Genomic DNA, 12460 nt, shown 5'->3' with positions numbered 1-12460 from the left:
GGACATGACACCCCTGAGCCGGGTTGCTTCAATGCGGCCGTGTTCTCAACTCCCCGCGCCGGCAGAGGCGTTGGCAGTGGAGCCAGGGCTCGCCTGACGGCGGAAGGGGCCGGTATGAGCAACCCGGGAAGCGTCCTGGCGGTCGACGCCGGGGAGGAGACGGTCACGGTGCGGCACTTCCGGCCTGGCAGTAGGTGAACCGGTGACAGGCCCCCAGCAGGTCATCGGGGGTGGCCGGGTCGTCACTCCGGAGGGGATCCTCGACCCCGGGTGGGTGGTGGTGCGCAACGACGTCATCGAGTCCGTGCACGCCACCGCACCGCAGACGGCCACGACAGCGGTGACGGCCGGCAGACCGACGACGCGGCGAGCGACGGACACCGCAGGCTGCTGGCTACTGCCCGGTTTCGTCGATCTGCACTGTCACGGCGGTGGCGGCGCGTCGTACGCCGACGGGGACACGGAGCGACTGGCGGCCGCCGTCACCGCTCACCGCCGTCACGGCACCACCACGACGTTGGCCAGCCTGGTCTCCCGACCTCTCCCTGAGCTGATCGAGCAGATCGGTCGGCTTGCCGATCTCGTCGACGACGGTCTGCTCGCAGGCATCCATCTGGAGGGCCCTTTCATCTCCTCGGCCCGGTGCGGAGCACACGACGCGGCGGTGTTGTGCCCGCCGGACCGTACAGCGGTGGCGCGACTGCTGGATGCGGGCCGGGGCACCATCCGGATGGTCACGATCGCCCCCGAACTGGAGGGCGGGATCGACGCCGTACGACAGCTCAGCGACGCGGGCGTGATCGCCGCGATCGGGCACACCGACGGCGACGACGCCCGGATCCGGGCCGCCGTCGACGCGGGAGCGACGGTGGCCACGCACCTGTTCAACCAGATGCCTCCGCTTCATCACCGCGACCCCGGGCCCGTCGGCGCGTTACTGGATGACGACCGCGTCAACGTCGAACTCATCTGTGACCTGGTGCTGGTGCATCCCACGATGGTCCGGATAGCGGCCAGACACGCCGGACCGGAACGCACCGTGCTCGTCACGGACGCGATGGCCGCCGCCGCGTACGGAGACGGCCGGTTCATGCTCGGCACGCTGCCCGTCACCGTCCGGAAAGGAAGAGCCACCGTCGACGGCACCGGCGTACTGGCCGCCAGCACACTGACCCTCGACGCCGCGGTGCGCAATTTCGTCCGCGACTGCGGGATGACCGTTCGGCAGGCGGTCGCCGCGGCGTCCGAGCGTCCGGCTCACCTGCTCGGCCAGAGCGGACGGATCGGGGCGATCCAGCCCGGTGCCGCAGCCGACTTCGCTGTGCTCGACGAGAACCTCCACCTGAAGCGGGTCATGCACCAAGGCAGATGGATCTGACTGCGTCCCTGAACACATGCCGGCTGACGTCACCCACGGGAAGGGCGAGACGGCGTCCACCGCGACGTGGCCTGAAACCGCACCACCACGCCACCCGCACTCTCCCGGACCCTCAGCACCCGAATGCCACGCATGCGCGGCAACCGGGTCAGCTGATCGCTGGTCAGGCACACGCGTTCGTCGGGCGGGAGGGCGCCGCAGGGTTCGCTGCGACACGGTCAGGTCGCCGCGGAGCAGGGTGCCGGGTGCCGTCGAGGTCGGTGGCGACGCGGCGGTACAGGGGACGGCTCAGGGGGAGTCGCTCCCAGGTGACGCGGCCGGAGCTGAGGGTGAGCATCAGCACCAAGTCCCGTCCCCCGGGCGGGCCGTCCAGCAGGCCCGTGAAGGAACCCGGCTCGGCACCCGGGGACAGCGCCCGCAGCTCCGCCCCGTTCCCGGCCGGCACAGGTTCGTCCGAGGCCAGGACCTCCGCCGCGGACCCCAGGGCCGAGACGGCACCGGTGCCCGTGCTCTCGACCACGACCTCGGCGCGCTCCACGTGATCGTGCCGGTACTCCACGCGCCACCGGCCGCCGGCGTCCTTGACGGCGAGGTGCAGGCAACGCTCGACGTCGGCCCTTCGGTAGGCAGCTTCGAAGAGCTGCTCGTAGGTGTCCGCGTCCTGCGTCTGGCCGGTGCAGCGCTCCCGCGCGTCCAGATCGCCGTACGTCAGGGGGGGAGGGTCCTGCCACGGAGCAGGGCCTCGAACGCGTCGAGGCGGGTGCGGGCGGCGCGCTCCCAGGTGAACTCACGGGTTGGTTCTCCCACACCTTGGGGTCGGGCACGAGCGGCAAGGTGTGTGCGCACCGATGGTCGAGATCCTCGATGGCGTAGGTCTCGCGCAGTCGGTCGAGATGGCCGTGCGCCGGTGTGACCAGGGAGACCCGGTGGCCGAGCGCGGCGTACCGGCGCGAAAGCTGCCACACGAGCGGGGAGAGCCCTCCGGCGCATGAGCCGGTTGTCGAACGCGCCGCACTCGAAGGAGAAGGTGATGATGTGCACGGGGACGTCGTCCTCCTCGGTCAACCGGTCGCTGCGGCGCGCACGCAGGCCGCGCGCAATCCGGGCAGGTCGATGAACTCGGTGTGCGTGCCGGCGCTGGTGCACGCGAACGCGCCCGAGACCGATCCGGCGAGCACGCACTCCTCCACCGGCCGCCCCTCCGACAGGGCGTGCAGGAAGGCGCTGACGAAGGCGTCCCCGGCGCCGTTGCTGTCGACGACGGGCCGCTCCGGGGTCACGGCGGGGAAGTGCCGTACCTTCGCGTCCCCGCGCTGCAGCACATGGCAGCCCGCTGAGCCGTCGGTGGCGACGACGAGCCGGGCCCGGCCCTCGTCCAGGACGGAGCGCAGCACGGCGTCCAGCCGGTCGTGGATCGCGGCGGCGCTGAGGAACACGTAGTCGGAGGCGAGGGCGTACGCGCGATGGTGCGGGTTGACGCCGTCCCAGTCGTGCAGGTCGGTCGAACTGGGCAGGCCGAGCCGGTGGATGTCGGCGTACATGTCCTTCGTGACGCCGGTGATGGACAGGTGCACGAACCGGGCGCGTTCCAGGTAGGGCAGATAGAAGTCGCGCGGCAGCCGCAGATCGGCGGGGTGGCGGCCGTCGTAGAAGGAGAAGCGGCGCCCCTGCGCGTCGACGAGGTTGATGCCGCGCGGGGTGCCGTGCGGGGAGACGACGTGACTGAAGTCGAGACCGTCTTTGGCGTACACGGACAGGATCTCCCGGCCCTGCGAGTCCTCCCCGAGGAAGTCGATGAACTTGGTGGCCAGGCCCAGTGCGCGGCAGCCGCGGGCCACGCCGTTGCCGGTGTGGGCCACGTAGTCGTGCACCGGCGGCACGGACACGGAGTCGCCGGGCGGCACGCGCAGCTCCGGCACGCGGACGATGGTGTCCACTCCGGCGCCGCCCGCAACGAGGATGTCGTACGTGGTCTCGGTCATGGGTGTGTTTCCTTCGCAGGCTCGGGATCGGACACGTCGTCGTGGGGCACGTGCTGGACGGCGCCGTTCTCCAGGACCACCGCCGAGTCGATGTCGGCGCCGACCGGGACGGTGGCGCCGGGCAGGACGACGCTGCGTCGCACCCTCGCCCCGCGCCGATCCGGGCGCCCCGGAAGAGCACGCTGTGCTCCACGCTCCCGTAGTTGACCAGGTCCTGCGGCACCCATGAGGCACACGCCGGAGGATTCGCCCACCCAGGTGCGTCGCGGCCCACCGGCTGGGACGCGTACGGCGTCACCTTCGAGGTGCCCCTCGCGGCCGGGGCGACATCGCTGAGCTCCATCATGCACAAGGGGACGAGAAGGACGTCGCGTACGACCGCTCCCTCGACCTGACCACATACGGCCACGGGGTGTGGCTGAACTCCGCCGACGCCGACTACCTCCTGCCCACGATTCGGTTCGACATCGAACCCGGACCTCACCAAGGCACAGGCCCAGTGGCTCGACGCCGACACCGTCGCCCTGCCCCAGAAGGTCGACGCGAAGCCGGCCGAGTCCACGCAACTGGTGTACGACCACGACGGACGCATCACCGTCGAGGACGGATCGCTGAGCAGTGAGGGCCGCTGGCTCCGGCTGCCGCCCGGATCGCTGACCGATGCCCACAAGGCGAAGTTCCCGCACCTGAAGGACTACACCGCCTGGTCCGTCGACCCGCGCGACCGGGTCCGCGAGGCGCTGCGCGGCCAGGTAGTCCTGACCCAGAGCCTCGCCAACGGAGCCCTCGCCGCAGCGACGGGGCCGCTTCGACCTGATGGGCCACCACCCCAAGGCCAACATCCTGGCGGTCCGCAAGGCCCTGGACGCGCTGACCCCGGCCAGGGACGGCGTCGACGGCAAGAAGATCATCCTGTACGGCGAGGGCTGGAACTTCGGCGAGATCGCCGACGACGTCCGCTTCGTGCAGGCCACCCAGAAGAACATGGCGGGGACGGGGATCGCGACGTTCTCCGACCGGGCGCGTGACGCCGCGCGCGGCGGCGGGCCCTTCGACGAGGACCCCGGCATCCAGGGCTTCGCGTCCGGGCTGTACACCGACCCCAACTCCTCCAAGAACAACGGAACGTCGGCCGAGCAGAAGGCCCGCCTGCTGCACTACCAGGACCTGATCAAGGTCGGCCTGTCCGGCAACCTCACCGCCTGCCGATGGCGGCCTACAACGCCTCGAAGTGGCCGTCGCCAAGCCCTTGTTGGGCTCGGTCAAGGTGGGTTGCGAGCAGATCGAGGGCACCTCGGCGGCGTACCGGGACCTGTTGAGGATCCGTTCGACGGAGACGGCGTTCTCCCTCGACACGGCCGACCAGGTGCAGTCGAAGCTCTCCTTCCCGCTGTCCGGGAAGGACGAGACGCCCGGCGTGATCACCATGCGCCTCGGTGACCTCGTCGTCTTCAACGCGACGCCCGAACGGCAGACCCAGACCGTCGCGTGTGTCGCGGGTGTCGCGGGAACGGCCTACCGGCTCCATCCCGTGCAGTCCGCCGGTGGCGACGACGTGGTCAAGTAGGCGTCATACAAGGAGAATTCGGGTTCCTTCACGGTCCCGGCGTGCTCCGTGGCCGTGTTCGAGCGGTAGCCACGATGGGAGCTCACGCAGGGGGCGGGCGTCGCTGCCGTCCCCTGGGGTAGATCCTTCAGCCTCCTCACCCGTGGAGCGCTTTGTTAGCCTCAGCACCGTGATCGATTCCTCCCTGCCGGGCCACGGCACACCGTGAGCGTCGTCGACTCCTGTCCGCTGGGCGCCGCGACCACGCTCGCCGAACTGGCGCGGGATCCGCATCCGCGCCTGGCGCTGCTCCGTGCGCAGGAGCCGGTCTCCTGGCTCCCCGAGCTGGACGGCTGGCTGGTGACCCGTCGTGATCTCGCGCTGAGCGTGATGCGGGACGCCGAGACCTTCACCGTCGACGACCCCCGGTTCTCCACGGCGCAAGTCGTCGGCCCCAGCATGCTGTCCCTCGACGGCGACTTCCACACCCGGCACCGCGAACCCTTCACCGCCCCCTTCCGCCCCCGTGCCGTGCGGGACGGGTTCGCCGCTTTCATCGAGCGGGAGACCGACCGGCTCATCACCACGCTGGAGCCGGCAGGCGTCGCCGAACTGCGACGATCCTTCGCCGGCCCTCTCGCAGTCGCGGTCGTGACCGAGGCATTGGGGCTGGTCGGCACCACCGGGGACACGGTGCTCGCCTGGTACGACTCCATCGTGCAGTCGGTCTCGGACATCACCGCCGGCCACGAGGCAGGACCCGCGGGCGTGGCGGCGTACACGCAGCTGCGACGTGCGGTGGAAGCCACCGTCGCCGACCGGAACGCCTCGTCGCTCCTCGTATCGGCCGCCGGGCAACTGACAGTGCCCCAGGTGGCGTCCAATGCCGCGGTGCTGATGTTCGGCGGCATAGAGACCACCGAGGCGATGATCACCAATGCGCTGCTGCACCTGCTACGACACCCTGACCAACTCGCACTGGTCCGGGCCGACGCCGACCTGCTGGACGGCGCGATCGAGGAATCACTGCGCCTCGAGCCCGGCGCCGCGGTCGTGGACCGCTACGCCACCCGGGACACCGTCCTCGGCCCCGCCACCATTCACCGCGGTGACCTCGTCACCGTCTCCCTGACGGGAGCCAACCGCGACCCGGCCGTCTTCCCCGACCCCGACCGCTTCGACGTGCGCCGCGAGAACGCCCGCCTCCAACTGGCCTTCGCACACGGCCCGCACTACTGCCTCGCGGCACACCTGGCCCGCCTGGAAACCCGCATCGCCCTCCAGCAGCTCCTCGACCGCCTCCCCGCCCTGCGCCTCGACCCCGACCGCCCGGCGGCCCCGTACGGTTTGGTCTTCCGTAAGCCCGTCAGCCTGCATGTGCTCTGGGAGAGGGGCACATGACCGGATAGTGCGGCCCTCGCGATGACGGGAATGCTCGGTTGTCACGTCACTGGTGGTGCGGTGACGTCAGGTAGCGCTGTCGAAGGAGCTCCTTTCCGTAGTCGTTCCCGTTGGGGGTCCGGATGACGGAGTGGACGTGCATCTGGGTCGCGCCGCTGCCCTGGCTCGCGCCGTACGCGCCCGCGAGCGGGCCGGGGGCCTGGCAGTCGACTCCTCGATACCGCCCGCCCAGGTCACGTACGTGTCGTTGATGTGCTTGCGGACCTCCGCCATCCGGGCTTGCGCGACGTCGGCCTTGTCGAGGTCGGCTCGGAGCCCCGGAAACAGCGGCTCATGACGACCTGGTCGCCGAGGACGAAGTAGTTGATGACCAGGTGGTGGCCGTCGAACTGGAAGCCCCAGGGCTCGGTGTCGGGCGGTGCCCAGGGCCTTCTGCTCGTCGCTCAGGTCGGCGAGGGAGACGCGCAGACGGTCGTAGGAGTCGATCCGGTGCCGCCACCGGGGGCCCCGCTGGGTGTCCCGCTCGGTGCCGCGGAGGCGGTGGCGTCGGCCATGGCGGCCCAGGCGCCTCGCCGCCCGTCGTCGCGACGGCCGTGGCACCGCTGGCGAAGAACACCTTCCGCGTGAAGGTGCGACGGCTCGCGTGCGCACGGCGGCCGGTCGCCGACCTCTCCTCGCGCGTCGCGGACTCCCCGGTGTCGAGGGCCTTGGTGAGGCCTGTGGATCGGCGCTTGGGGAGCCGTGCGCCGCTCCAACTCGTGCTTGAGCGCGGCGAGTCGGCGCCGCCCGCCATGTGGTGGGGCCAGCTAGGCAGCCTTCAGGGCGGATCGGGTGCGGGCAGTGGCGCTGCACGCGCTGTCGCGGCTCGCCGCGCGGAAGCCGCCGGCCGACGTGGCGGCAACTGCCGCCGGGCTTGGCCACCGTTACAAGCTCCACGCCGACAACGGCTACGACTACGACCATCTGCGCAGGTGGCTCCGCGAGCGGAACATCCCCCCACGCATCGCCCGCAGGGGCATCGAGGCCTCTCAACGGCTGGGACGCCATCGGGCCATCAACTCGACGTGATCCGTAAGGTACGGCCAACCGCATCCATCGGCGAACGGAGTTACCGTTGCGCATCGGCTCGCGCGCGGGCGCGTTCAATGTCGGGGACGTGGCTCTCGGCCCATTCCCGGATGGCACGTAGGGGCGTCAGCAGTGACCGCCCGAGGTCGGTGAGGGCGTACTCGACATGCGGGGGACTTGCGGGAATCTCCGTGCGAGAGATCAGACCGTCGTACTCCATCGCGCGAAGCGCCTCGGTGAGCGCCTTCGGTGTGATCCCCCGGATGTGCGCCTTGAGCTCGGTGAATCGCATCGGCCTGTTGTCCAGCGCGTTGACGATGAACACCGTCCAGCGCGCCCCGATCCGGTGCAGAACGGTGCGACTGGGGCAGGTCGCGGCCATGACGTTGTAGGCGTTACCCATGCACGACTCCCGGTAGCGTTGTAGATACCGGTATCGAATCTATACCGTCCGGGTTGTGACCATTCCCGATTGCACGGTGCGTCCCTCGATGGCTCGGCACCGCCGTTTCGTCGCAGCGATCGTCATCGACTCGATCGGCACCGGTGTCTTCGTCCCCGTTTCGATGCTGTACTTCCTGGCCACGACGTCGCTGACGCTGGTGCAGGTGGGCGCGGCACTGACGACGGCCGGGCTGCTGGCGCTCCCGGTGGGCCCAATGGTCGGAGGACTGGTCGACAGGTACGGCGCCAAACCGGTACTGCAGGCGGCAAACCTGGCCCAGGCGCTCGGCTTCGCCGGGTACCTCGTCGTGGGCCAGACATGGCAGATCGCCATCTGCGCCTGGTTGAACAGTGCCGGACGGGCGGTGTTCTTCAGCTGCTACGGCGTGACCGTCACGGCGCTGGCCGCGCCCGGCCGACGCGAGCGCTGGTTCGGTCTTCTGGGGTCGGTACGCAACCTCGGCTACGCACTCGGCGGCCTCCTCACCGCCGTCGCCGTCAGCTTCGGTACTCACGGCGTCTACGCCGCGATCGTGGTCGTCAATGCCTTGTCCTATCTCACCGCCTTCGTTCTGATGCGGGCCGTGCCGAATATCCGTCCCGAGGTGGGCCAGGACGCTGCGGGAGGCTGGGGGCGCGTACTCCGGGACCTGCGGTACCTGTCAGTGGTCGCGCATCAACTGTGCTTCGCGATCTCCTTGTTCGTCCTCAACATCGCGATACCGGTCTACGCCGTGGACGTGCTGGGACTGCCTGGCTGGACTGCCGGCGCTGTCTTCACGCTCAACACCCTGATGGTCGGCTTCGCTCAAGGCATCATCGTCGGGTGGCTCGGCGGACGGATCCGCAGCCGCGTCCTCGTCGTCGGACACGCCTGCTTCGCGACCGGCTACCTCCTGTTCCTCGCCGCCGACCGCCTGGCCTCCCACGCCCTCGCGGTCGGCGTCGTGCTGCTCGGTGCAATCAGCTACACCTTCGGTGAAGTCGTCAGTGGCCCCATTACGTCGACTGTCGCCGCGGAGAGCGCCCCAGACGGGCTCCGCGGCCGGTACTTGGCCCTCAACCAGCTCGCCGTGAGCGTCGCGGGAGCGGTCGCTCCGGCCGCCCTCTCCGGGTTGCTGTCCACGGGAGCAGCCGAGATCTGGCTGACCCTGGTCGGCGTCAGCGTCCTCGGAGCCACGCTCGCCACCACGCTCGGCAAAGTGGTGCCGGCGGCGCAGCGCCACATCGGAGGTGTCTAGTGCCGTAGGTTCGCCGGGTTGGCGGTCCTGGCGGGTGGGATGAGGCTCCTGTGTGCTGCAAGCGTGAGGGGGCGCCACCGGGATCGGGCAAGGAGCAGGAACACGCCCCCACAGCCTGAACGGGATGCCCTTCAGAGGAACCGCACCCCCAGCGCCGCGAGTTGGCGTTTCGGCAGGCAATGTCAAGGTCTGGCAGCCAAGCGAGCCGCGGCATCGCATCCGCCCCACCCGTCCCGCAACGCCCGCCCAAGTGCGCGTCCCGGCCGGCCGGGCAGGGGAGAATGAGGGCCGTACCCAACGGTCGACCCTTGCGGAGGAGTGGGGAAATGCAGGACGCGCGAGCGGGGCAGGTCGCCGGGCCCGAGGACCTCATCGATGTGGCCCGGCTGGTGACGGCGTACTACGCACTGCACCCCGACCCGGCCGAGCCCGGGCAACGGGTGGCGTTCGGGACCTCCGGACACCGTGGCTCGTCCTTCGCGGCGGCGTTCAACGAGGACCACATCGCGGCCACCAGCCAGGCCATCTGCGAGTACCGCGCCGCCCAGGGCACCGACGGCCCCCTCTTCCTCGGCGCCGACACCCACGCCCTGTCCGAGCCGGCGCGGATCACGGCCCTTGAGGTGTTCGCCGCCAACGACGTGACGGTCCTCATCGACCAGGCCGACGGCTACACGCCCACCCCGGCGGTCTCGCACGCCATCCTCACCCACAACCGGAACCGCACCTCGGCGCTCGCCGACGGAGTCGTCGTCACTCCCTCGCACAACCCGCCCGCCGACGGCGGCTTCAAGTACAACCCGCCGAGCGGCGGCCCCGCCGGTTCCGAGGCGACCTCGTGGATCCAGGACCGGGCCAACGAGATCATCACCGGCGGCCTGAAGGACGTACGGCGCATCCCCTACGCCCGCGCCCTGGCCGCCCCCGGCACCGGCCGCCACGACTTCCTCGGCAACTACGTCACCGACCTGCCGAGCGTGCTGGACCTGGACGCGATCCGGGCCGCCGGTGTGCGGATCGGCGCCGATCCGCTGGGCGGTGCCTCGGTCGCCTACTGGGGCCGGATCGCCGAACAGCACAGGCTCGACCTGACGGTGGTGAACCCGCTCACCGACCCCACCTGGCGCTTCATGACGCTGGACTGGGACGGCAAGATCCGTATGGACTGCTCCTCGCCGTACGCCATGGCCTCGCTCATCGAGCAACGCGACCGGTTCGACATCGCCACCGGCAACGACGCCGACGCCGACCGGCACGGCATCGTCACGCCGGACGGCGGCCTGATGAACCCCAACCACTACTTGGCCGTGGCGATCTCGTACCTGTTCTCGCACCGGGAGCAGTGGCCCGCGGGCGCCGGTATCGGCAAGACCCTGGTGTCGTCCAGCATGATCGACCGAGTCGCGGCGGACGTCGGCCGGGAGCTGGTCGAAGTCCCGGTCGGGTTCAAGTGGTTCGTGGACGGCCTGTCCGACGGCAGCCTCGGCTTCGGCGGCGAGGAGTCGGCGGGCGCTTCCTTCCTGCGCCGCGACGGGTCGGTGTGGACCACCGACAAGGACGGCATCATCCTGGCCCTGCTCGCCTCCGAGATCACAGCGGTCACCGGCAAGACGCCCTCGCAGCACTACGCGCAGCTCACCGACCGCTTCGGCGCCCCCGCCTACGCACGCGTCGACGCCCCGGCCTCCCGCGAGGAGAAGGCGCTGCTCGCCGAGTTGTCCCCGCGCCAGGTCACCGCCGACACCCTCGCCGGCGAGCCGGTCACCACCGTGCTCACGGAGGCCCCCGGCAACGGCGCCGCCCTCGGCGGCATCAAGGTCGCCACCGCCAACGCCTGGTTCGCGGCCCGTCCTTCGGGCACCGAGGACGTCTACAAGATCTACGGGGAGTCCTTCCTCGGCACCGACCATCTGCGGCAGGTCCAGGAGGAGGCCAGGTCCGTGGTGCTCGCGGCGCTGGGCGCCTGACGAGGCCGACGCCCTGGTGGCGCCGCCGCTGGTCGCCGCCGGGGCCGCGATCGGCGGCGGGGCGCGCACGGGGGTGTTCACCCTCGCCGCCGCCGAACGCCAGGCCGTGGCCGCCCGGGCGGCGGGCGAGCGCCGGGCCGCGGCCGCATGGGAAGCCGGACGGCAAACAGGCGGCCGCAGCCTGGGACGCAGGCCGACTCCGGTCCCGGCCCCGGGAACGCTCCGGGGACCGGGGCGAATTCCGGCGCGCTACATTGGCCCACTGCCCTGGGCGGCGTGCGCGAGCAACTCGGCGACACCCCCGCCGCCGAGCGCGCCTACGCCCGCGGCTGCGAAGCCGGTGACACAATCTGCCGCTGCATGTGCTGCCGGAGGCTTCCCGCTCAACCCCGGGCCGCAACGGCTTGCGGCCCGGATGGCGAAACCCCGCTCACGCCGCGGCGGACAACGTCTTCAGACGGCCCCACAGCTCATCCGGCACGATCCACGGTGACGTCCTCGGGCTGGACCGAGACCCCTCAACCCCCGTCCCTGACACGGCAATCGGGAGCAATCCTCCGTGTCGCGCCTCGGCCGTTCGGAAGGGCGTGAGCGCTCGGCCGAAGAGGGAGGAAACGTGGGCTGACGGCGCGCTGTTCTCCCGTGCTGCCCCAAGCCCTACACAGTTCGGTAGGCCCGGAGAAAGGTCCGCACTCCCTCGACGATGAGTGGCCGGACGCGGGTGTCCTCCGCGGCGTTCGCGGAACCGAGTCTGTCCAGCGCGACGCCGAAGGTCAGCGCGATGAACTGGTCGGCCGCGAGCCGCGGGTCGGGGACGTCGAGCATCCCGGCCGCGGCGAAGGCGGCGAAACGCTCGGCGAGTGCCTCGTCGGGGGTGTCGGCCATGGAGTTGTAGCCCCGGTGCGGCAGGTGGCCGGATTCCGCCCGGACCAGTCGTTGCAGCGTCGCGTACTCCGCCGAGTCGAGCATGTCGGTCGAGATGCGCATCGAGAACGTGACCAGGGCGTCCTCGAGGTCGGCGGCCTCGGTGAGGTCGGTGAGGGTGTCGTCGAGGGTGCGCCGGATCGTGGTGATCAGCGACTGGCCGATGGCGTCGACGACTGCTCGCAGCAGCGTCTGCTTGTCGCCGAAGTAGTCGTAGACCGTCCGCTTGGACACCTCGGCCCGGGCGGCGACCGCGTCGACGCTGGTCCGGTCGAAGCCGTCGGCGAGGAACAGCTCCCGGGCCGCCGAAAGGATGGCGGTCCGCTTCCGCGTGGACCCCTCGCGCAGTGTCTTCGTGGTCGGCATGGGCACATCGTAACCGTTCTACACTGCACGGTGTAGTGTAGTAATTGTGATAGTGGCCTGGAGCGCGCATGGCTCTTGCATCCGCTCCGCCCGGCAGCTCTACGTGTACGGCCGACCCCTTACCCGCCAGGCAATGACGGAAG

At 70.5% G+C, this 12460-nt stretch carries 12 protein-coding genes and 2 pseudogenes; 8 read left to right on the top strand and 6 right to left on the bottom strand.

The features are described from left to right. The first annotated feature begins 202 nt into the window (after positions 1-202). Positions 203-1378: an N-acetylglucosamine-6-phosphate deacetylase gene (gene nagA, locus EJ357_RS02035; RefSeq protein ID WP_126388006.1), complete on the top strand. Its 1176-nt coding sequence runs from the start codon at positions 203-205 to the stop codon at positions 1376-1378. Between the two features lie 163 nt (positions 1379-1541). Here nagA and EJ357_RS02030 read toward each other — a convergent pair whose 3' ends face one another. Further along, complete coding sequence (locus EJ357_RS02030) at positions 1542-1937, bottom strand: hypothetical protein (RefSeq protein WP_126388004.1); 396 nt, start codon at positions 1935-1937, stop codon at positions 1542-1544. Positions 1938-2226: 289 nt separating this feature from the next. Between EJ357_RS02030 and EJ357_RS48075 the strand changes: the two genes are divergently transcribed. Further along, positions 2227-2370: a hypothetical protein gene (locus tag EJ357_RS48075; protein ID WP_175647275.1), complete on the top strand. Its 144-nt coding sequence runs from the start codon at positions 2227-2229 to the stop codon at positions 2368-2370. 69 nt (positions 2371-2439) lie between these two features. Here EJ357_RS48075 and EJ357_RS02025 read toward each other — a convergent pair whose 3' ends face one another. Further along, a complete protein-coding gene (locus EJ357_RS02025) occupies positions 2440-3360 on the bottom strand; it encodes a carbohydrate kinase family protein (RefSeq protein ID WP_126388002.1) in 921 nt (306 codons plus the stop codon). Then, positions 3357-3503, bottom strand: a complete 147-nt coding sequence (locus tag EJ357_RS48070; RefSeq protein WP_175647274.1) for a hypothetical protein — start codon at positions 3501-3503, stop codon at positions 3357-3359. Before EJ357_RS48070 ends, EJ357_RS02025 begins: the two co-directional genes overlap by 4 nt. Positions 3504-3650: 147 nt before the next feature. On the opposite strand from EJ357_RS48070, the pseudogene EJ357_RS02015 reads away from it, so the two are divergent. Continuing rightward, a pseudogene (locus tag EJ357_RS02015) lies at positions 3651-4996 on the top strand (alpha-1,6-glucosidase domain-containing protein); the annotation flags it as partial. Between the two features lie 135 nt (positions 4997-5131). Then, positions 5132-6307 (top strand): cytochrome P450, encoded by a 1176-nt coding sequence (locus EJ357_RS02010; RefSeq protein ID WP_126388000.1) that lies wholly within the window; start codon positions 5132-5134, stop codon positions 6305-6307. Positions 6308-6540: 233 nt separating this feature from the next. On the opposite strand, the gene EJ357_RS48990 is transcribed toward EJ357_RS02010, so the two are convergent. Beyond that, positions 6541-6675 (bottom strand): hypothetical protein, encoded by a 135-nt coding sequence (locus tag EJ357_RS48990; protein ID WP_267132877.1) that lies wholly within the window; start codon positions 6673-6675, stop codon positions 6541-6543. Between EJ357_RS48990 and EJ357_RS48985 the strand changes: the two genes are divergently transcribed. Both EJ357_RS48985 and EJ357_RS02000 read left to right on the top strand, forming a co-directional pair. Next, on the top strand, positions 6674-6934 hold the full coding sequence (locus tag EJ357_RS48985) for a hypothetical protein (RefSeq protein WP_228472919.1): 261 nt from the start codon (positions 6674-6676) through the stop codon (positions 6932-6934). The genes EJ357_RS48990 and EJ357_RS48985 overlap by 2 nt on opposite strands. Positions 6935-7234: 300 nt before the next feature. Beyond that, a pseudogene (locus EJ357_RS02000) lies at positions 7235-7357 on the top strand (IS5/IS1182 family transposase); the annotation flags it as partial. 58 nt (positions 7358-7415) lie between these two features. Here EJ357_RS02000 and EJ357_RS01995 read toward each other — a convergent pair. After that, the gene (locus EJ357_RS01995; protein ID WP_126387998.1) at positions 7416-7778 is read right to left on the bottom strand and encodes a winged helix-turn-helix transcriptional regulator; all 363 of its coding nucleotides are present in this window, start codon (positions 7776-7778) and stop codon (positions 7416-7418) included. Between the two features lie 55 nt (positions 7779-7833). Here EJ357_RS01995 and EJ357_RS01990 point away from each other — a divergent pair, with 55 nt between their 5' ends. Beyond that, positions 7834-9060 (top strand): MFS transporter, encoded by a 1227-nt coding sequence (locus tag EJ357_RS01990; RefSeq protein WP_228472917.1) that lies wholly within the window; start codon positions 7834-7836, stop codon positions 9058-9060. Between the two features lie 326 nt (positions 9061-9386). After that, the gene (gene pgm / locus EJ357_RS01985; protein WP_126387996.1) at positions 9387-11027 is read left to right on the top strand and encodes a phosphoglucomutase (alpha-D-glucose-1,6-bisphosphate-dependent); all 1641 of its coding nucleotides are present in this window, start codon (positions 9387-9389) and stop codon (positions 11025-11027) included. A gap of 657 nt (positions 11028-11684) precedes the next feature. On the opposite strand, the gene EJ357_RS01980 is transcribed toward pgm, so the two are convergent. Then, complete coding sequence (locus tag EJ357_RS01980; RefSeq protein WP_126387994.1) at positions 11685-12317, bottom strand: TetR/AcrR family transcriptional regulator; 633 nt, start codon at positions 12315-12317, stop codon at positions 11685-11687. Between the last annotated feature and the right edge of the window lie 143 nt (positions 12318-12460).

Origin of the sequence: Streptomyces cyaneochromogenes, assembly GCF_003963535.1 — a bacterium.
GTDB classification, from domain to species: Bacteria; Actinomycetota; Actinomycetes; order Streptomycetales; family Streptomycetaceae; genus Streptomyces; species Streptomyces shaanxiensis.
The sequence above is the reverse complement of the archived record's forward strand: the minus strand, read 5'-3'. Positions and strand labels throughout refer to the sequence as shown.